The 19236-nt window shown below is 57.3% G+C and carries 17 protein-coding genes; 10 read left to right on the top strand and 7 right to left on the bottom strand.

What is annotated here, in order from left to right; translation table 11 throughout:
* Positions 1–3 precede the first annotated feature (3 nt).
* The 4 genes from G6N80_RS01755 to bglB form a co-directional block, all read right to left on the bottom strand.
* Positions 4–900, bottom strand: coding sequence for a carbohydrate ABC transporter permease (locus G6N80_RS01755; protein ID WP_425503865.1), 897 nt, complete (start codon positions 898–900; stop codon positions 4–6).
* A 1-nt stretch (position 901) separates the two neighbouring features.
* Positions 902–1795 (bottom strand): carbohydrate ABC transporter permease, encoded by an 894-nt coding sequence (locus tag G6N80_RS01750; RefSeq protein ID WP_062556804.1) that lies wholly within the window; start codon positions 1793–1795, stop codon positions 902–904.
* A 69-nt stretch (positions 1796–1864) separates the two neighbouring features.
* Positions 1865–3145, bottom strand: a complete 1281-nt coding sequence (locus G6N80_RS01745) for an ABC transporter substrate-binding protein (protein WP_062556805.1) — start codon at positions 3143–3145, stop codon at positions 1865–1867.
* A gap of 109 nt (positions 3146–3254) precedes the next feature.
* Entirely contained in the window at positions 3255–4373 is a 1119-nt protein-coding gene (gene bglB, locus G6N80_RS01740) for a beta-galactosidase BglB (RefSeq protein ID WP_165130840.1), read from the bottom strand.
* Positions 4374–4571: 198 nt separating this feature from the next.
* Between bglB and kdgR the strand changes: the two genes are divergently transcribed.
* The 9 genes from kdgR to G6N80_RS01695 all read left to right on the top strand — a co-directional run bounded on the left by kdgR (position 4572) and on the right by G6N80_RS01695 (position 12741).
* Positions 4572–5357 (top strand): DNA-binding transcriptional regulator KdgR, encoded by a 786-nt coding sequence (gene kdgR, locus G6N80_RS01735; RefSeq protein ID WP_062556807.1) that lies wholly within the window; start codon positions 4572–4574, stop codon positions 5355–5357.
* An 81-nt stretch (positions 5358–5438) separates the two neighbouring features.
* A complete protein-coding gene (locus G6N80_RS01730) occupies positions 5439–6368 on the top strand; it encodes a LysR family transcriptional regulator (protein WP_165130838.1) in 930 nt (309 codons plus the stop codon).
* Positions 6369–6458: 90 nt separating this feature from the next.
* Positions 6459–7271 carry an ABC transporter ATP-binding protein gene (locus G6N80_RS01725; protein WP_165130836.1) on the top strand — a complete coding sequence of 271 codons (813 nt, stop codon included), beginning with the start codon at positions 6459–6461 and terminating at the stop codon, positions 7269–7271.
* Positions 7268–8020: an ABC transporter permease gene (locus G6N80_RS01720; RefSeq protein WP_062556810.1), complete on the top strand. Its 753-nt coding sequence runs from the start codon at positions 7268–7270 to the stop codon at positions 8018–8020. The genes G6N80_RS01725 and G6N80_RS01720 overlap by 4 nt, the downstream gene beginning before the upstream one ends.
* Entirely contained in the window at positions 8017–8781 is a 765-nt protein-coding gene (locus G6N80_RS01715) for an ABC transporter permease (RefSeq protein WP_062556811.1), read from the top strand. Before G6N80_RS01720 ends, G6N80_RS01715 begins: the two co-directional genes overlap by 4 nt.
* Positions 8782–8807: 26 nt before the next feature.
* Complete coding sequence (locus G6N80_RS01710; RefSeq protein ID WP_165130834.1) at positions 8808–9755, top strand: ABC transporter substrate-binding protein; 948 nt, start codon at positions 8808–8810, stop codon at positions 9753–9755.
* A 61-nt stretch (positions 9756–9816) separates the two neighbouring features.
* Positions 9817–10596, top strand: coding sequence for a cyclase family protein (locus G6N80_RS01705; protein ID WP_165130832.1), 780 nt, complete (start codon positions 9817–9819; stop codon positions 10594–10596).
* Positions 10597–10618: 22 nt separating this feature from the next.
* Positions 10619–11596, top strand: coding sequence for a fumarylacetoacetate hydrolase family protein (locus tag G6N80_RS01700; RefSeq protein WP_062556814.1), 978 nt, complete (start codon positions 10619–10621; stop codon positions 11594–11596).
* Positions 11597–11760: 164 nt separating this feature from the next.
* Positions 11761–12741: a mannonate dehydratase gene (locus tag G6N80_RS01695; protein ID WP_165130830.1), complete on the top strand. Its 981-nt coding sequence runs from the start codon at positions 11761–11763 to the stop codon at positions 12739–12741.
* A 77-nt stretch (positions 12742–12818) separates the two neighbouring features.
* On the opposite strand, the gene G6N80_RS01690 is transcribed toward G6N80_RS01695, so the two are convergent.
* From G6N80_RS01690 to G6N80_RS01680, 3 genes are all read right to left on the bottom strand, one after another.
* Positions 12819–16004 (bottom strand): efflux RND transporter permease subunit, encoded by a 3186-nt coding sequence (locus G6N80_RS01690; protein ID WP_165130828.1) that lies wholly within the window; start codon positions 16002–16004, stop codon positions 12819–12821.
* Positions 16005–16131: 127 nt separating this feature from the next.
* On the bottom strand, positions 16132–17316 hold the full coding sequence (locus G6N80_RS01685) for an efflux RND transporter periplasmic adaptor subunit (protein ID WP_165130826.1): 1185 nt from the start codon (positions 17314–17316) through the stop codon (positions 16132–16134).
* Between the two features lie 58 nt (positions 17317–17374).
* A complete protein-coding gene (locus G6N80_RS01680; RefSeq protein ID WP_062556818.1) occupies positions 17375–18175 on the bottom strand; it encodes an alpha/beta hydrolase fold domain-containing protein in 801 nt (266 codons plus the stop codon).
* 131 nt (positions 18176–18306) lie between these two features.
* Here G6N80_RS01680 and G6N80_RS01675 point away from each other — a divergent pair, with 131 nt between their 5' ends.
* Complete coding sequence (locus G6N80_RS01675; protein ID WP_165130824.1) at positions 18307–19221, top strand: LysR family transcriptional regulator; 915 nt, start codon at positions 18307–18309, stop codon at positions 19219–19221.
* The last annotated feature ends 15 nt before the right edge of the window (positions 19222–19236 follow it).

Genomic DNA, 19236 nt, shown 5'->3' with positions numbered 1-19236 from the left:
TCCTTACTTCATTCCGGAGGTGGCGATGCCACGAACAATCAGCTTCTGGAACATGATGAAGGCAATCACCACCGGAACCAGGGAGAGAACAGACATTGCAAACATCTGCCCGTAGGATGACTGGCCTTCCTGATCGAGGAAGAGGCGCAGCGCCAAAGGCACGGTGTAGCTCTTGATGTCGTTGAGATAGATGAGCGGAGCCAGGAAATCCTCCCAGGTCCATATCAGCGAGAAGATGGCCGCCGTGCCCAGTGCCGGAAGGGAAAGCGGCAGAATGATCGCCCAGTAGATCTTGAAGGGAGAGCAGCCATCGATCATCGCCGCCTCATCCAGTTCCCGCGGCAACTGGCGAAAAAACTGCACCATCAGGAAGATGAAGAACGCATCCGAGGCCAGAAACCGCGGCACGACGAGCGGCAGATAGGTATCAACCCAACCCAGACGGAGGAACTGCACATACTGCGGAATGAGAACGACGTGATAGGGGATCATCAGCGTCATCATCATGAGGCCGAACAGAAACGTGCGTCCCGTGAACTGCAAGCGCGCAAAGGCGTAGGCCGCAAAGGAGCAGGAAATCAGATTTCCGATGACGGACAGGACCGTCACGATCGTTGAGTTGATGTAGAAGGTCGTAAAGCTTACCGGAAGGCCGTGCCAGCCATCGACATAGTTGTGCCACTGGAATTCGGTCGGCCACAGCGTAAGGCTGCCGAAGATATCATTCTCGGGCTTGAGCGACGAGGCGAGCAGCCAGAGCAGCGGATAGAGCATCACAATCGAGACGCTGATCAGGAAGAGATGCTTGAGCAGACGCCCCATGCGGGCGCGCTGATCGCGCTTCACGCGCAACTCATGCGCCACGTGCGCGGCTTCCTCCATCTCGTGCGCGAGGGTCATGTCAGTCGCGCTCGTTTTCATAATGCACCCAGTATTTCGAGGTCAGGAAGGAAATGGCCGTGAAGATCGCGATGATGATCAACAGAACCCAGGCCAGCGCCGAGGCATAGCCCATGCGGAAGAACTTGAAGGCTTCATTGAACAGGTAGACCGTATAGAACAGCAGACTGTCTGCCGGAGCGCCCGTACCGTTCGAAATAATGAAGGCGCTCGAAAAGGTCTTGAAGGCCTCGATTGTCTGCAGAACGAGATTGAAGAAAATGACAGGTGCCAGAAGCGGCAGCGTGATGCGGGTGAACTGCCGCCATTTGGGCGTTCCATCGATCTCTGCGGCCTCATACAAATCTTTCGGAATGCCGCGCAAACCGGCGAGGAAGATCAGCATCGGCGAGCCGAACTGCCACATGGCCAACACCACGAGCGTATAGAGCGACGTATCGGGATTGGTGATCCATGCAGCGCCCTGAATGCCGAAATAGCCAAGAACAGCATTCACCACGCCGTCGGCGGCAAACAGCTGGCGCCAGAGAATGGCAATCGCGATCGAGGCACCCAGAAGCGACGGCAGATAGAAGATGGCGCGGTAGAGCCCGATTGTGCGCAACCCCTTATCCAGCAGCATGGCGACACCAAGCGCCATGATGAGACGGGCCGGAACAGCGAGCGCCACATAGGTAAAGGTTACGTTCAACGCCTTCCAGAAGCGCCGGTCACGCGTGAACATGTATTCATAGTTGGCGAGACCAACCCATCTGGGCGCGTTCACCATATCATAGCGCGTGAACGAAAGATAAAGCGATGCCAGGATAGGGCCGAGCGCCAGCAGGAAGAAGCCGAGCAGCCAAGGCGTCAAAAAGGCATAGGCAGGCGCGTTTCGCGCAATGAAACGTCTCATGAAACTTGCTTTCAGTGGGGAGGTTGAGCCCCGCGACACCTGTTGCGGGGCTCTTGCAGGTCAAACCCTTTACTGGGCGCGTTCCACGATATCGGACGCATCGGCGATAAACTGTTCCGCCGCATCCTTCACCTTGGCACGATCAAGCACGACACTGGTGCCAATGCGCATGAAGGCATCACGCACTTCGCCCGCACCCTTTGGCGCCGGGAGTGGAAGCGCGCCGACCTTGCTCTGGATCGCATCGAAATAGGCGACCGACAGCTTTTCGGTTTCGTTCAAGCCCGGTGCCAGAGCATCACGCACCGCCTTGGAGGCTGGAATGCCGCGCTCGAGACCGAGGATCTTGGTGATGGCCGGATCCGTGACCCAGGCATTCATGTACTTGATCGCGCTTTCCGGATCCTTGGTGTCGCGAGAAAGCGACATGAACATGGAAGGCTTGATAAACTGGCCGGGCTTGCCACCCTTCTTGTGCGGAACCATGGCCGCACCGATCTTGTCCTTGGCAACGGCCTGAATGCCGACGAGCTGGTTCGACCAGTAATGCGACATGGCGGTGTCGCCAACGGCCACGCCGGATTCCGCGATCGGCGGGTCCAGGATGACAGTCTTGTCCTTGGAGCGCACGACATCCTTCTTGCGCAGGTCCGCCCACATCTGCCAGTAGCTGGCAACATCGTCCACAGTGGCTGCAACCTTGCCATCAGCCCCGTAGAACTCGCGGCCGTTCTGACGAACCCAGGATTCAAACGCCTCGATCATCAGCGAAAGGTCGTCTGAACCTTTCACCTTGCCGCCGCTCTTCGCAGTGATCTGTTCGCAAGCCTTGGCAAAATCATCCCAGGTCCAATTGATCAGATCCACATCCACGCCAGCTTCCTTGAAGACGCGCGTATTGTGCACGATGACCTGGCTGTTGGAGCCGATATTCAGGGCATAGAGCTTGCCGTCTACCATGCCGCCGGCGATTGGCCCCTGATCGAAATCCTTGATCATCAGGCTCTTGCCGACATATTCATCCAGCGGCTTCAGCGCGCCGCGGCGCACATATTCGAACAGATAGCGGTAGTCCATCTGAACGAGGTCCGCCATGTTGCGGCCCGCGGTCTGCGTTGCCATCTTGGTCCAGTAGTCGCCCCAACCAATGGTTTCGCCGGACACCTCGATACCGGCATTCGCCTTCTGGAAGGTTTCGATGACAGCGAACGTGCGCTTGTCACGCTCCGGGTTACCCCACCAGTAGTGGCGAATACGGGTTGCGGCCTTGGCAGGCACGGCCGAAAGCGCACTTGCCGCAACGCCTGCCCCGACAGCCCCCAAAAGCCGCCGACGTGTTAATTCCATCATGTCATCCTCCTCCAGATTTCGGATTTATCGATCCGGCGGCTTCTGCCGCTTGTTCACCTTGCTTACCAGTTCGCACCCTTCTCCCGGGGATGCGCTGTATTCTCTCACGTCAGATGTGGCTTCTCAGAAGTTCCGTCAGGCAAAGCATGGCCATCGCCTGTCCATAGGGCATCGAAGTCAGCTTGATCTCGCGGTAAAAATCGAGGTCATTGCCCATGGCGGTTCCAAAAGATACCTGCGTCAACTCACCTTCCGGATTGATTTTCTCCACAACGCCGCGCATCGCCCGTTCCGCCGTTTCGAGATAATCGCGACTCAGGTAGCGCTTGCGAACGCCCTTCATCAGGCCATAGGCGAAACCTGCCGTCGCGGAAGCCTCCAGATAGCTGCCCGGATCGTCGATCAGGGTATGCCAGAGACCCGAAGCGTGCTGATGTGCCTTGAGCGCTGCAGCCTGCCGATCGAGAACCGAAAGCAGATGCCTGCGCAGGAAATCGCCTTCCGGCAGATCCAGCATCTCGATGAATTCCGGAATTGCGATCGTGATCCAGCTATTGCCGCGCGCCCAGCGAGCACGGGCAAAATTGTGATTGCCGTCAAACGTCCATCCGTGGAACCACAGGCCTGTCTGCGTATCCATGAGATACTGCGTATGGATCAGAAACTGATACTTCGCCTCTTCTACGAATTCCGGGCGGTCGAGAACGAGACCGATCTTGGCGAGCGGCAGAACGCTCATCATCAGCGTGTCGTCCCACATCTGCTGATCATTCACGTTGTTGTAGACGATGTGCTGCAAACCGCCTTCACGAGTGCGCGGCATTTCGTACATCACCCACTCCGCCCAGGTTTCCAGGTAGGGCTTCCAGTGAGGGTTCGGCGAAAGTTCCATCAGGTGAGCGAGCGTCAGGAATGGCGCTACAGTGTTGATGTTTTTGGTTGGCGTCCCTTCTGCCAGCCGCGCATCAAACCAACCGGTGATGGTATCCATCGCCTGCTTGCTGCCGGTAAGCTGCCAGTACTTCAACAGCCCGTAGAGACCGATGCCGTGCGTCCATTCCCAGCCTGCCCAACCCTTCGTGTCGATCACGCGGCCATCTTCAAGGCGCAGCAGGAACTCGCCCGTCCTGTCTTCGATGTTGACGAGATTATGCGTCAAACGCTCGATGAGAGCGCATACTTCCGCTCGCTGAATGAAATGCTGTTTCTGCCTCAGCAGCGGGTGCATGCAACAATTCCTCGCATAAAAAAATTTTCGGAACATCATTCCGGAAAATAAGAAATCACATCCCTTAACGCTTTTCAATCCTGTTTTTTCGGTTAGGCTTGTGAAAGAAGGCTCTGCTAGACACCCTGCTCGTCAGCCGGTTGACAGACTGAGCTTTAAATTTCAGAATGCAATTCCAAATTTTGTGAAACGCGCCTCATGTCCGATCTTCAAGTCAAAACCGAAAATGTTGCCGCCGTGCTGAAGGTCTTTGCGGTGATGGAGGCGCTCGTCGAAGACAAGCGAGCGAGCCTTGCCGATCTGGCGCAAAAAGCGATGACGTCCAAGACCACGGCCCATCGCCTGCTGCAGACAATGGTGGAGCTCGGCTATGTCGAACAGGATCCGGAAACGGAGAAATACGGCCTGACACTCAAGCTGTTCAGCCTTGGCGCGCGCTCCTTGAACGAGCATGCGGATATGCTGAAAGTGGCCGATACCGCCATGGGGAGGTTGTCACGCGCCACAGGCGAGGCAGTCAACCTGGGCATCCTGGATGATCGCGATCAGCGCGTGGTCTACATTCACAAATATGATTCCGTCTTCAATCTTTCGATGAAATCGACGCTTGGTCTGCGCAACCCGCTCCATAGCACATCACTTGGCAAAGCGCTTCTTGCATGGCGCAATGACGAAGAGATCAGCGACCGCCTTGCCAAGATGGAGTTCACGCCTCTCGCACCGAATACGATCACCGAGCGCGGTCGCTTCTCAGAAGAATTGAAGAAGACACGTGAACGTGGCTTTGCCGAAGAGATAGAGGAAAGCGAAGCAGGCGTGCGATGCATGGCCGTTCCGATCTTCAATCATCTTGGAAAACCAATCGCGGCCATGTCGATCTCGTTTCCTCTCTTCCGTTTCCAGGAAGATCGAAAGCCGGAATATATTGCGCTTCTGAAGGATGCCAGTTCCGAGGCCTCCCGCTCGCTCGGGTTCGAAGCATAAGCCTGGCTTCAAACGTCCCATGTCGGGTTGTCATGCGTTTGGAAAACGGCCACAACCAGGCGAGTTCGACAGGGGAAACACATGCGTCTCGGAGGCCTTGATCTGAACCTCGTGGTTGCGCTTGAAGCCATACTGCGGCTGAGATCCGTCTCGGCAGCAGCACGCGAGACGCATCTCACACAGCCTGCCTTGTCCCGCGCACTGGCCCGACTTCGGGATCACTTCGGTGATCCTATCGTCGTTCAGGTGGGCCGCCGATTTGTACCGACGGCTTTCGGCGAAACACTTTACCTGAAGGTTCAGGGACTGATCCAGGAGGCACGAAGCTTCAGCCAGATGCGTGCTGATTTCGACCCTTCAAGGGAGGTGCGAGAGTTTTCGATCCTGTGCTCTGACTACGTCACCGTCGTATTCCTCACGCGTCTCATCCAACGACTGTGTCTACTGGCCCCCGGTATCACCATTCGCTCGATCTCCATCGACAATCACAGCGAGGAACTGTTCCTGAAGGGCGATATCGACTTTCGAATCTTGCCGGACGACTTTATCGATCCGACATTTCCCGGCAGCCCACTGTTCGAGGATCATTTCGTCAGCATCGCCTGGGACGCGAACCCGGACATCGGCGAGACGCTGGACGAGAAGACCTTCCTGACCTCCCGGCATGTTGCAACAGCCTTTGGTTCGCACCGATTTGACAGCCATCTCGAAAGTTATCTCAAAGTCGCAGGGATTGATCTCAAGGTCGCAATGTTCGTGCCGAGCTTCGTCCTTCTGCCCAGTTGCGTCATAGGTACGCCGCTTCTGGCGACGATCCACGCCCGTCTGGCAGCCCAGCTTCCCACCAACCTGCCCTTGCGGCGAATGAAACCTCCCATCGACATTCCGCCGATTCAGCAGACATTACAATGGCATCCCAAGCGGGCTGATGACCTGGCCTTCAGATGGGTGCGCACCGTCATGAAGGATGTACTCCAGGAGATGCAGGGAGAGCCCGCACCTATAGCATGATCAGAAATCATGCATTGAATGATTTCAAGTCATTCGACACATATGTCGCAATCGCCTACCAGTGTTGTCCGGGACGCTGGGAGGCAAGGAATGAAACAGGACGCAGTTCGCCTGACCGGTGAGGCCGAATCCAAGGCGCAGCGACGCGTAGCCTTGCAGTTGCAGCAGGCGACGGTGCGCTTCGGTGCAATCGAGATACTGAAAAATATCGATTTCAGCCTTCATGAGCGAGAGTTTGTCTGTGTCATCGGCCCGTCGGGCAGCGGCAAGACGACTTTGCTGCGCGTGCTGGCCGGGCTGCAGAGGCCAAGCGAGGGCCTCGTGCTTTACCGCGACAGGCCGCATATGCAACCGTCCCCGGAAATTGCGATTGTTTTTCAAGATTATGCCAACGCACTTCTGCCGTGGCGAGATGTAGCGGGCAACGTCGCCTTAGCGCTCGAAGCAATAGGCACACCCAAGGAAGAGCGTCGCGAACGAATTGCTGATCTTCTGGAGACTGTTGGTCTGCATGGGCATGCGCATCATTACCCGTCGGAACTTTCCGGTGGCATGCAACAGCGGCTACAGATTGCCCGGTGTCTGGCACAGAACCCCAGCGTTCTGCTGATGGATGAACCCTTCGGGGCCCTCGATGCAATGACCCGCCAGCGTCTTCAGGACGAACTGCTGCGGATCGTCAGCGATAGGGGTATCACCGCGTTTTTCGTAACGCATGATCTTGAAGAGGCAATCTATCTCGGTGACCGGGTTATCGCACTTGAGCCAAGACCCGGCCGCATTGCCGAAGATTTTCCTGTCTGCCTCTCTCATCCGCGAGATCAACTGGAAACCAGGGAGAACCAGGCCTTCGTTACCCTGCGTCGACAATTGTTCGACTTTGTCTGGCGGTACGAGAAATGAGGAGCTTACGTGGCCTTTATGTCCCTGTTTGTCTCATCGTCCTCTGGCAGGGCCTGGCTCTGATCTACGGCATCAGGAGTGACAGTCTTGCCGCACCGGTCGAGATCGCCTCTGCTCTTGTGGCTGCCATTGTGAGCCCATCTCTCTGGTTGGACGTGCGGGACACCGTCGCTGCCGCGACCTTGGGCCTGCTCGTCGGGGGAATGCTCGGATTTGCAACAGGCATCAGCCTCGGGTTGCTGCCTCCGGCCTCGCGGTTGCTACGTCTCACAATCGAAGTGCTTCGACCGGTTCCGGCAATCGCGCTCGCACCGATCGCCATTCTGGTCTTCGGCTTCGGCTACACGATGGAAATTGCGATTGTGGCCTTCGCGACCTTCTTTCCGATGCTGATACTGACGGAAAGCGCGGTCGGACAAATTGCGCCGAGACTTTCGGAAGTAGCCCGCGCATTGAACCTCTCGACTTATGGCTACATCAACAAGATCGTCATTCCTTCAGTCATTCCACGTGTCTTCATTGCGCTTCGCCTGGCGGCCGGCTTGGCGCTGATCGTCGCCATCACCGTGGAAATCGCTGCCAATCCGATCGGTCTGGGCAACCGGCTGATCAAGGCAGGTCAGTCACTGCGACCGGCGGACATGTTTGCAACTCTTTTCCTGGTGTGCCTCCTGGGCTGGCTTGTGAATTGGCTTTTTCTGCAGATCGAGAAGTTTCTGTTTCCAAAGCGAGGGAGCGAAGCACAATGACCAAGGTCGAAAAGTTTGCGTGGTCGCTCGGCTCCTGTCTGGTCTTCGCAGGCCTGATTTTGGCATGGCAGATGGTTGCAGATGCGCAGCTTCTCCCCAAGGCCTTCTTTCCCGGTCCGGACAGAACATGGGCCGCTCTGCAAAAGGGGTTCTCGAACGGATCTCTGTGGGCGGATACTCTTCTCACGCTTCGCCGCATGGCGCTCGGCTGGGCTCTGGCCTCTTTGACCGGCATCGCACTTGGCGTTGTGATCGGCCTTTCGGAGCGAGCGCGGATCTTCATCCTGCCGATGTTCGAGGCGATACGTCCTCTTCCCGCCTCTGCCATTGCGCCATTGGCAATCCTGCTCTTTGGCCTATCCGATACGATGATCCTGATTCTCGTGGCATTCGGTGCCTTGTGGCCGGCTCTATTGACCACGGCTCATGGCATTTCCGTCGTGCATATCCGCAGGCGCGAGGTGGCCCGCTCGCTTGGAATGACACGTCTCAGTTTTGCCTGGAAGATCGCTCTGCCTGCCTCGATGCCGGATATTCTCAGCGGATTGCGTCTGGCACTGACCGTTGCGCTCATCCTTACGGTCGTTGGAGAGATGATCACCGTACAGGGCGGGCTTGGTGCTCTCATCATCAACGGTGCGCGACGCTTCAATTCCCCGAACATATTTGCAGGCATCGTCCTCCTCGGTCTGATCGGCCTGCTGACGAACGCGGGATTGTCCATCCTTCAAAATCATCTCTTACGCTGGCAACGCAGATAATTCACAATTTCAAGAGGGGGGAGACCATGATGAAGTTTCTGAGGGGCATAGCCGCGTCGATGCTACTGGCATTCGCTACAACGGTTCACGCCGATGAGGCAAAGACGGATGTGAAGCTTCTGTATACTGCGGCTTCGCCCTTTGTGGCCGTATACGTGGCGAAAGAACAGGGGTTCTTTGACAAGAACGGTGTTCGGGTTGAACTGCAACTGGCGCAGAACGGTTCGGTTCTTCTGGCGGGGATCCTGTCCAACTCCGCGCAAGTCGGCTTGCCGACCCCAACCGTCATTCTGCAGGCCATCAACAACGGTATGGATTTACGCGTTTTTGCTGCCACAAACATTTTCCCGGATTCCACCGCTGCCAGCCTGATTGTCGGCACCGACAGCGGAATCCGAAAAGCGGCAGACCTGAGCGGCAAGAAAGTAGGCGTACCGGGCATCGGAGGGCTTCTGGATGTCGTCATGCGGAAATGGGTCGACGAAAACGGCGGCGATAGCGGCAAAATGAATATTGTCGAAGTCATTCTGCCTCAAACGGGTGACGCACTCAGGTCGAAGCAGGTCGATGCGGTCACCTCGGTGGATCCGTTCGCAAGCCGCGCCGTTGAGAGCGGAGCAGGCACCATCCTCGGCAGCTATATGAGCGTCATCGAACCAGGCTCGCCAGCTGCACTTTTGACAACGACAGGTGAATGGGCCTCGTCCCATCCGGAGGCGATTGCCGGCATGCAGCGCGCGCTTGAAGAAGCGGCGGCATTCATCGCAACGCATCCTGGCGAAGCACGTGCTGCCATTGCGAAATACACGTCGCTGCCTTTGCCCGTGCTGGCAAACATCCCCATGCCGAACCTGACAAATCTTCGCCTCGACCCGAACAAAAGCCTCGGCTTCTGGCAGAAGATTGCGCTGGAACAGGGCCTCATCACAGAACCGGTAGACCTCACCAAGGTTGTCATTCCGTTCCGCCCCTGAGGAGGCATCGCGGGCATTCATCTCTATCTCCAAGCCTTTTCAATCAAGGAAACACATTCGCATGGCCAAACGCATCATTGACCTATCCGTACCGCTTATGAGCGGCATAGCATCGGACCCGCCCGGACTTGGTCCAAAAATCGAATACATGGCACACGATCAGGGTGCGCGCGAGTTTGAGCAGATTTTCGGCATCCCAGTCAGCTCACAGCTGGAAGGCAAGGGTGCCGCGGCTGAAAAATGCATTATCACAACGCATAACGGCACGCATATGGATGCACCGTGGCACTATCACCCGACCATGGATAACGGCAGGCGGGCCCTCACCATAGATGAGGTACCGCTGGAATGGTGCATGGGCCGAGGCGTGAAGCTGGATTTCCGCCATCTGCCCGACGGCCATGTTGTGACTGCTGCAGAGGTGAAGCAGGAACTGGCACGCATCGACCATGATCTGAGGCCCGGTGATATCGTCCTTGTCAACACGCGCGCAGGCGAACGCTATGGCCAAGATGATTATGTCTCCGCCGGGTGCGGAATGGGCAGGGAGGCAACTCTATGGCTGACCGGGCGCGGCATGAAGGTCTGCGGCACCGACGGATGGAGTTGGGATGCGCCGATAGCCTCCCAGATGGAGCGGATTCGCGAAACGGGAGACTACTCCCTTTTCTGGGAGGGCCATAAGGCCGGAGCCGAGTGCGTCTTTTGCCATATCGAAAAACTCGGCAATCTGGAGACGCTTCCGTCGACCGGCTTCGATGTCATCTGCTTTCCAGTCAACGTGAAGGCCGCGTCAGCCGGCTGGTGTCGTCCCGTCGCAATTCTCGACGAATCCCATTGATCGAACTTCAAAAGGAAATCCAATGCGTTTCGCCACTTTGCCTGATGGCAGCCCCGATGGCCGCCTTCATCTCATTTCCCGTGACAATGCCTTTGCCGTGGCCGCCGAGGCGTGCACAACTCTTCAGTCATTGCTCGAAAACTGGGACGCCTTGATCCCTCATCTGGAAGCACAATCCAGCGCCTTGAACAGCGGGCAGGCCAAGACTGCGTTTTCATTTGAGCCGACGTCAGCGCTGGCGCCACTGCCCCGCGCCTGGCAATGGCTGGATGGATCGGCCTTTGATAGCCATGGCGATCTGCTGGCGTCGGTCTTTGGCTTCGATGCAAAGCAGGGCAATCCAGACACCATTCTCATGTATCAGGGGATTTCCGACCGCTTTCTGGCTCCCACCGAAACAGCAGTCTTCCCGAGAGAGGACGACCAAATCGACTTCGAAGGTGAATTCGGCGTGATCGTGGACAAGGTTCCGATGGGTGTGAGCCCTGAACAGGCGGGTCGCCACATCCGTCTGCTCGTGCAGATCAATGACTGGAGCCTGAGAGCGATCGGTCCGCATGAGATGAAGACGGGCTTCGGTGTGTTGCGTTGCAAACCTCGTTGCTCAATGGCGCCTGTCGCCGTGACGCCAGACGAACTCGGTGCATCCTGGCGTGACTACCAGCTGGATATCGATCTGGCAGTCGATTTTCGGGGAGAGAGGTTCGGGGCGGCAAACGGTTACGCAATGTCCGCCGGTTTCGATCGTCTCGTCGCACATGCGGCATATTCTCGCGATCTCGTCGCCGGGACGGTTATTGGCTCCGGCACAGTGTCCAACGCAACTTACCGCGAAGTCGGCTCTTCGTGCATAGCGGAGCGGCGGGGCATCGAGATCCTGGATCATGGTCAAGCTTCGACTCCGTTCATGCGTAACGGAGAATATGTCCGCATGGAGGCCAGACTACCCGGCGGCCAGCCGCTTTTCGGCGCGATCGACCAGACTGTCAGCGTGCTCTGAATTGCCCGCTATTTGGTGGCATCCCGCATCATATCATGGATGACTTATCTAAACGGCAGACTTAGAGTGACAGGCGGCGCGCCGCCAGTGTAGCGCGCGCCGCCAGTTCCGGCTCCGTAAGGCGCTGCCGTCAGTTACGCATCTTCAGCAGGGATGAATTCGAAATGTATGTTGGTACACAGGTCACGGCCCGGGACGACGATGATTTTCGCGTCTGGGCGCAGTTGGGACTGAAACACATCTGCGCCGATCCGCCAGGAGACCCGGCCAGCTGGACGCTAAACGATATCGAGCGGCACAGAGACAAGGTCGAGAGCTTTGACCTGATCCTGGATATGATCCAGCTGCCACTGCCTTCGCAGCCGATCGAAAAGGCATCCTATCCGGATATTCTTCTGGCCGGACCAGATCGCGACCGTCAGATAGATGCCGTATGCCGCATGATCGAAAACATTGCGAAAGCGGGCATTCCCGCAGCGAAATACAATCTCAACCTCATTGGCATTCCCCGCACAGAGATGGAGCGAGGCCGCGGCGGCTCACTGAACGAGGCGTGGCGCTGGGAAAAAGCGAACCCGAACGCTGCGCCGGGCCTTGCAGGCGTCTTGTCCGAAGACGAGAACTGGGAGCGGATAGACTACTTCCTGGAACGCGTCGTGCCCGTAGCCGAAAGCAATCGCGTTCGTCTGGCCTGCCATCCGCATGATCCTTACACGCCGCCCGGCTACAAAGGGGTAACCCGCGTTCTGGGCACCGTGGAAGGTCTGAAGAAGTTTGTGCTCATGCGCGAGAACCCCTACCACGGCCTCAACTTCTGCCAAGGGTCGATCGGGGAAATGCTGGACAATCCGCATGACGAAATCGACGATATCATTCGCTGGTTCGGCAGCCGCGACAAGATCTTCAACGTCCACTACCGCAACATACGCGGCGGCAAGCTGTCCTTTATGGAAACCTTCCCGGACGAGGGCGACATGGACATGGTTCGCTCGCTCAAGGTCTACAAGGAAGTCGGCTATAAGTACATGATCATGCCCGATCATGTTCCAACGATATCGGGACGCGATCCCGTCGGCGTCGCCTTTAGCTTCTGCTATGGCTATATTGCCGCCCTGCTGGAGGCACTGGATCGCGGCCACCTCTGAACAGGCGGCGGCCTGCCTAAAAATAGATTACCGCGCGGGCCTCTCCTGGGAAGAGCCCGCGCGGCATGGATGCCAACTTACTCCGCTGGAGAGAAACCCGGAGAAGCTGGCACCTCACCATGCTGCCGCAGTGGGCGGCTGCCGGTTAGCAAACGGGCGAGCATGTAGAAGACAGGCGTCATGAAGATCCCGAAGAAGGTGACGCCGATCATGCCTGAAAAGACGGCGATGCCCATGGCAACGCGCATTTCCGCACCGGCACCCGTTGAAAGCACGAGCGGAACGACGCCCATGATGAAGGCCATTGAGGTCATGAGAATTGGACGCAGTCTCAACCGGCTGGCTTCCACCGCTGCCTGGAAGGGCGTTCGTCCATCGAACTCAAGCTCTCTCGCGAACTCTACGATAAGGATCGCATTTTTCGCAGAAAGCCCGACGAGCACCACCAGCCCGATCTGTGTGAAGATGTTGTTGTCGCCACCGGTCAACCAGACGCCTGTCAATGCAGCGAGTACACCCATCGGCACGATCATGATGATGGCGAGCGGCAGGGTCAGGCTTTCATATTGCGCAGCCAGAACGAGGAAGACGAGCAGCAACGCGAGCGGGAACACGACGATACTGGAATTTCCGGCCAGGATCTGCTGATAGGTCAGATCTGTCCACTCGAACTCGATACCGGCGGGAAGTGTCTCATTCAGGATCTTGGTGATCGCCGCCTCTGCCTGACCGGAGGAAAAACCGGGTGCCGGACCACCATTGATGTCTGCGGCCAGGAAGCCGTTGTAACGGGTCGTGCGTTCCGGACCGGTCTGGGCATCCACCTTCAGAAGAGCCGAAAGCGGTATCATCTGCCCCGACTGAGAACGAACCTTGAGCTGGCCGATATCCTCCGGCTTGGCGCGAAATTTCGCATCTGCCTGAATTCTGACGCTGTAGGTGCGCCCGAACGCGTTGAAGTCGTTCACATAGAGCGAGCCCAGATAGATCTGCAGCGTCTCGAATACATCGGTTACGGATACGCCCAGTTGCTCGGCCTTTGCACGATCAAGATCGGCGTAGAGCTGAGGTACATTGATCTGGAAGCTCGAGAATATTCCGGCCAGTTCCGGTGTCTGATAGGCTTTTGCGAGAACTGCCTTGGCAGCTTCATTCAAAGCCTGCTTTCCAAGCCCGGCACGATCTTCGATCTGGAGCTTGAAGCCGCCCGTGGTACCCAGCCCATTGACGGGCGGCGGCGGGAACATGGCGATGTAGGCATCCTGGATTCCGGCAAACTTCTGGTTCAGCGCCATGGCAATTGCACCACCTGAAAGCTCAGGCGACTTGCGCTCCTCGAAGTCATCCAGCACAGCGAAGACGATGCCCGCATTCGAGCCGATTGTGAAACCATTGATCGACAGGCCGGGGAAAGCGATGGCATGGGCAACGCCAGGCTGTTCCAGTGCAATATCGCTCATTCGTTTGATCACGGTTTCAGTGCGGTCGAGGGTTGCTCCATCGGGCAATTGTGCGAAGCCAATGAGATATTGCTTGTCCTGAGCCGGGACGAAGCCACTCGGCACCGCGCTGAACATGCTGTAGGTCGCGCCCACGAGTGCCAGATAAAGGATCATGACCAGGCTTTTGCGCGACAGAAGCCCGCCGACCGTTCGCCCATATCCATTGGACGCAGCGCCGAACGCACGGTTAAAGCCGCGGAAGAACCATCCGAAGATCGCATCCATGAACCTCGTCAGCCAATCCTTTTTGGCGTGGTGGTCCTTGAGCAGAAGAGCTGCAAGCGCAGGGGACAACGTCAGGGAATTGATGGCCGAAATGACGGTCGAAATAGCGATCGTCAGTGCGAACTGGCGGTAGAACTGACCGGACAGGCCGCTGATGAAGGCGAGAGGCACGAACACGGCAACAAGCACAAGTGCAATCGCGATAATCGGGCCGGAAACCTCCTTCATGGCCTTATAGGTTGCATCGCGCGGACTGAGGCCGCTCTCGATGTTTCGTTCGACGTTTTCCACTACAACGATGGCATCATCGACGACAATCCCGATCGCCAGAACGAGGCCGAACAGCGTCAACGCGTTGATGGAAAAGCCGAAGGCATACATCACGGCGAAGGTACCGATGATCGACACGGGAACGGCGATCAACGGAATGATGGAGGCACGCCATGTCTGGAGGAAGACGATGACGACGAGGACAACAAGGGCAATCGCCTCGAGCAGGGTATCAACGACCTTTTCGATTGAGGCACGTACGAACTTGGTTGTATCGTAGACGATCTCGTATTTGACGCCCTGCGGCATTGCGAGCTGAAGCTGATCCATCGTCGCCTTGACGTTATCGGCGATCTCGATGGCATTGGAGCCCGGTGCCTGAAGCACGGCGACAGCAACAGCCGGGCGACCGTCAAGCAGCGAGCGCAACGAGTAGTCGGCGGCACCGAGTTCGATCCGCGCGACGTCTCGCAGACGCGTGATTTCTCCGTTGGCACCGCTTTTGACGATGATGTTTCCGAACTCTTCCGGCGAACGCAGACGACCCTGAGCGTTGACGTTGAGCTGCAGGTTGACCCCCGGCTGGCTTGGCGATGCGCCAATCGTGCCTGCGGCGGCCTGTACGTTCTGGCTCCGGATGGCATTAGAGACGTCGCTTGCCGCCAGACCATGTTCGGCAGCCTTCTGGGGATCGATCCAGACACGCATCGAGTAATCGCCAGCGCCGAAAACCTGCACCTGGCCGACGCCCTGGATGCGGTTCAGCCGGTCCTTGACGTTCAGTGTCGCATAGTTGCGAAGATAGGTGATATCGTAGCGCTCGACATCCGAAACCAGATTGACCACCATGATGAAATCCGGTGAGCTCTTGACCGTGGTCAGTCCCAAGGCACGCACTTCGGCGGGCAGGCGTGGCTCTGCCTGCGATACCCGGTTTTGCACGAGCTGCTGGGCCTTGTCAGGGTCGGTCCCCAGCTTGAACGTGACGGTGACGTTCAGAACGCCGTCAGATGTCGCCTGGCTGGACATGTAGAGCATGTCTTCAACGCCGTTGATCTGCTCTTCGAGCGGGGTGGCAACCGTTTCGGCAATGACCGTCGGGTTGGCGCCAGGATACGTGGCCCTCACGACAATCGAAGGCGGAACGACATTCGGGTATTCCGAAATCGGCAAAGATCGCAGACCGATCAATCCGGCGATCACGATAAGGATCGACAAGACGGCCGCGAAAACAGGCCGGTCGATAAAAAAGCGGGAAATATTCATCTCGAAACCCTCTCTCCAGAGGTAAGCAGAAAGCTAAGCGACCCTGCCCCACGGCCAGAGGGCCGCAGGCGAACAGGAGGATCGGTGGATTGTGTCAGGACAGACGTGCGTTTGCGCGCGCGGCGATTTACTTGTTGGCGACCTGAGCTTCGTCCTGCGGCGCGACGACGACACCGGGGCGAACGCGCTGCAGACCATTGACGACGATACGGTCGCCCGGATTGAGGCCCTTTTCGACGATTCTCAAACCATCGACTGCAGAACCAAGCTCTACCTGCCGATAGTCGACTTTGTTTTCACCGTTGACCACGAAGACGAATTTTTTGTCCTGGTCGATCCCGACAGCCTTTTCGCTGACCATCAAATGATCCTGCGCTTTCGGCTGCCCCATACGCACGCGCACGAACTGGCCGGGAATGAGCTTCGAACCGGGATTGTCGAAGACTGCCCGAACCCGGATCGTACCGCTTGCGGCATTCACTTCATTGTCGATCAATTGTAGCTTGCCGCGAACCGGCGCATCGGCTGCGAGGGTTACAACTTCCACCGGAACCTGATCGATTGTCGGAACGCCGTTTGCGACCGGAAGATCGGCAAGGATGCGTGCCACCAGTTCTTCACTGGCATCGAAGCTGGCATAGATCGGATCGCTGGAGACCAATGTGACCAAAGGCGCGGAAGCAGAACCTGCCGCCACCAGATTGCCGACAGTAATCTCGAGCTTGCCCGCACGACCGGCAATCGGCGCCCGGATTTGCGTATAATCCAGGTTCAGTTGCGCGGTCTTGAGAGTAGCCTTTGCCGATTGCAGATTGGCAAGAGCTTCGCTCTGTACGCTTTGACGTTGGGTCAGATCACTCTGGGAAATCGTGTTCCTGGCCGCGAGACTCTTTCCACGCTCGAGTTCGGAGCTTGCAAACTCAAGCTTTGCCTCAGCCGAAGCCACCTGCCCCTGGGCCTGCGCTACCTCGGCACGATAGGGTTCGGGATCGATCGTCACCAGAAGGTCGCCAGCTTTGACGAGACCACCTTCCCGGAAATGAACCGATTGTATGGCACCCGCGACGCGCGGGCGGACCTGAACGCGATCAACGGCTTCAAGGCGCCCCGAGAATTCTTGCCACGTCGTGACGTTTCGCGGATTGACGACTGCTACGGTTACCGGAACGGCTGGTGGCGGCGCGGCAGCTGCCGTCGCTTGTGCTGCGACTGCTGACTGCGACAGATCCAGATAGATCGATCCGCCTGCAAGCAGGACGGCCGCAACCGCTCCGGTGCCCCACAGGGCCCAGCTTTTGGACTTCGATATCATTGTTACTCTCCTTGCGACCCTGGGAGTCGGTCGCCTTCATTCCTCAATGCAATTCGTTTTATTCACTCAACACGTGGACGAAGTTCGCGAATTCATCGCGCAAGACGTCCATCCACCTGCCACTCTCGCCTCGATAAACATCGGGCCATTCAAGAGCAGGCGGGAAAATCTTTTTGGTAACCGAGACACCTGAGGCTGCCAGCCGATCCGCATATCCATCCACCTCATCATGCAAGGGGTCGTCGTCTGATGTCACAACAAGTGCAGGCGCGACACCCGAAAGCCGCGAACAGATACAAGGCGCCGCATAGGGATGCTGGGAACCGCAAGCATTCCCCAAATAGTGGCTCCATCCTTCAGCCCATCGACGGGCCATCCCGATTTCGTCCGCCCTCCGAAAGGATTCGGACGTCATCATCGGATCAATCATCGGCGACAGGAGAAGCTGCCCGGAAAGATCCCCCGGCAACACGTCCCTCGCCTTCAAGGCAACGCCAGCGGCAATATTGCCCCCGGCTTCCTCCCCGGCAACAAAGAGCAGGGATTTGTTCATGCCACTATAAAGCTTGCGTTTGGTGCTAAGGTAGGCCAAGGCCATGAACGCGTGCTCCATGGCCTGCGGAAACCGGTTGTCAGAGCCGCGCGCATAATCGGCTTCAATGACAGTCGCACCCGCCGCAACCAGCGCTGTCCCAACCGGACGCTCAGCTTGAGACATGCTGCGTCCTTGAAACGCATCACCGCGAAAATACAGAACGATTGGCGCACCCTTGGTTTTCGACACCTCTCCGTAGAGCCGCATTGGGATAGGCGGCGTCAGAGGGCCATTCACTCCAATGTTTTCCCAACGATCGGTCATAGGCATCCTATCGGTCGGCATGAGACCGCGCTTGCTAAAGTGTACCGTTGCATATTATTGTTCGGCGAAATTTGCACAAGTCATCCTCTTGGGCATCACTATTCGCAAAATCCGAACAATGAGGCACGCCCATGGATCAGCTTTCGGCAATGCGCGTTTTTGTGCGCGTCGTGGAAACTGGCAATTTTACGCGCGCTGCCGCCGCGCTCGACATGCCCAAGACCACAGTGACGAACATGGTACAGGGCCTTGAGCAGCATCTGCGCACGACGCTTCTCAACCGCACGACCCGGCGCGTGATGGTCACCACCGACGGCGCCCTCTACTATGAGCGCGCGCAGCAAATCCTGTCCGAGATCGATGAGCTAGATGGGAGCATGTCGAATTCGCAAGCCCAACCTTCCGGCCGCTTGCGCGTGGAGATGGCAGGTGCCTTCGCGGATTTGCTCGTCTTGCCCAATCTATGCGATTTTCATAACCGCTTTCCGCAGATCCGGCTCGACATCGGGGTTGGTGATCGCCTTGTTGACTATATTGCGGAGAACGTTGACTGCGCACTTCGGGCAGGCACTCCAACCGATCAGTCGCTGATTGCACGCAAGGTCGGGGAACTTGCCATGAACGCCTATGCGGCACCCAACTATATCCAGAAATTCGGTGAACCGCAGCATCCGCGAGATCTGGAGCAGGATCATTTCTCCGTCGGTTATCTCAACGCAACTTCTGGCAGGGTCATGTCGGCAGAATTTCAGAACAGTCAGGAAAAGATCGAGATCAGTCCGCGCTATCTAGTCTCGGTCAACGATGCGCGCTCCTATGTCAATGCGGCGATCGCGGGACTGGGCGTCGTGCAGTCACCGCGTTTCATGGTGCGAGACGCTGTGGCGCGAGGAGAACTTGTCGAGGTATTGCGGGATTGGCATTGCGAGAGCCTGGCGCTCTATATCGTCTATCCGCAGACCCGTCACCTGTCGAACAAGGTCAGGGTATTCGTGGACTGGCTTGCCAGGCTGGTTCACAATCTGCGCGTCAGCGATCAGCACTGAAGGGTGAGCAAAGGC

It is taken from the genome of Rhizobium rhizoryzae (assembly GCF_011046895.1).
GTDB lineage: Bacteria > Pseudomonadota > Alphaproteobacteria > Rhizobiales > Rhizobiaceae > Neorhizobium > Neorhizobium rhizoryzae.
This window is presented reverse-complemented; position numbering and strand designations above follow the sequence as displayed.

Excerpts from the sequence above, each read along its gene's own strand:
- G6N80_RS01680 (WP_062556818.1), bottom strand. The coding sequence starts at position 18,175 with ATGACCGATCGTTGGGAAAACATTGGAGTGAATGGCCCTCTGACGCCG.
- G6N80_RS01710 (WP_165130834.1), top strand. The coding sequence starts at position 8,808 with ATGATGAAGTTTCTGAGGGGCATAGCCGCGTCGATGCTACTGGCATTC.
- G6N80_RS01755 (WP_425503865.1), bottom strand. The coding sequence starts at position 900 with ATGACCCTCGCGCACGAGATGGAGGAAGCCGCGCACGTGGCGCATGAG.
- G6N80_RS01715 (WP_062556811.1), top strand. The coding sequence starts at position 8,017 with ATGACCAAGGTCGAAAAGTTTGCGTGGTCGCTCGGCTCCTGTCTGGTC.
- G6N80_RS01695 (WP_165130830.1), top strand. The coding sequence starts at position 11,761 with ATGTATGTTGGTACACAGGTCACGGCCCGGGACGACGATGATTTTCGC.
- bglB (WP_165130840.1), bottom strand. The coding sequence starts at position 4,373 with ATGCACCCGCTGCTGAGGCAGAAACAGCATTTCATTCAGCGAGCGGAA.
- G6N80_RS01705 (WP_165130832.1), top strand. The coding sequence starts at position 9,817 with ATGGCCAAACGCATCATTGACCTATCCGTACCGCTTATGAGCGGCATA.
- G6N80_RS01685 (WP_165130826.1), bottom strand. The coding sequence starts at position 17,316 with ATGATATCGAAGTCCAAAAGCTGGGCCCTGTGGGGCACCGGAGCGGTT.
- kdgR (WP_062556807.1), top strand. The coding sequence starts at position 4,572 with ATGTCCGATCTTCAAGTCAAAACCGAAAATGTTGCCGCCGTGCTGAAG.
- G6N80_RS01725 (WP_165130836.1), top strand. The coding sequence starts at position 6,459 with ATGAAACAGGACGCAGTTCGCCTGACCGGTGAGGCCGAATCCAAGGCG.
- G6N80_RS01750 (WP_062556804.1), bottom strand. The coding sequence starts at position 1,795 with ATGAGACGTTTCATTGCGCGAAACGCGCCTGCCTATGCCTTTTTGACG.
- G6N80_RS01730 (WP_165130838.1), top strand. The coding sequence starts at position 5,439 with ATGCGTCTCGGAGGCCTTGATCTGAACCTCGTGGTTGCGCTTGAAGCC.
- G6N80_RS01675 (WP_165130824.1), top strand. The coding sequence starts at position 18,307 with ATGGATCAGCTTTCGGCAATGCGCGTTTTTGTGCGCGTCGTGGAAACT.
- G6N80_RS01700 (WP_062556814.1), top strand. The coding sequence starts at position 10,619 with ATGCGTTTCGCCACTTTGCCTGATGGCAGCCCCGATGGCCGCCTTCAT.
- G6N80_RS01720 (WP_062556810.1), top strand. The coding sequence starts at position 7,268 with ATGAGGAGCTTACGTGGCCTTTATGTCCCTGTTTGTCTCATCGTCCTC.
- G6N80_RS01690 (WP_165130828.1), bottom strand. The coding sequence starts at position 16,004 with ATGAATATTTCCCGCTTTTTTATCGACCGGCCTGTTTTCGCGGCCGTC.
- G6N80_RS01745 (WP_062556805.1), bottom strand. The coding sequence starts at position 3,145 with ATGATGGAATTAACACGTCGGCGGCTTTTGGGGGCTGTCGGGGCAGGC.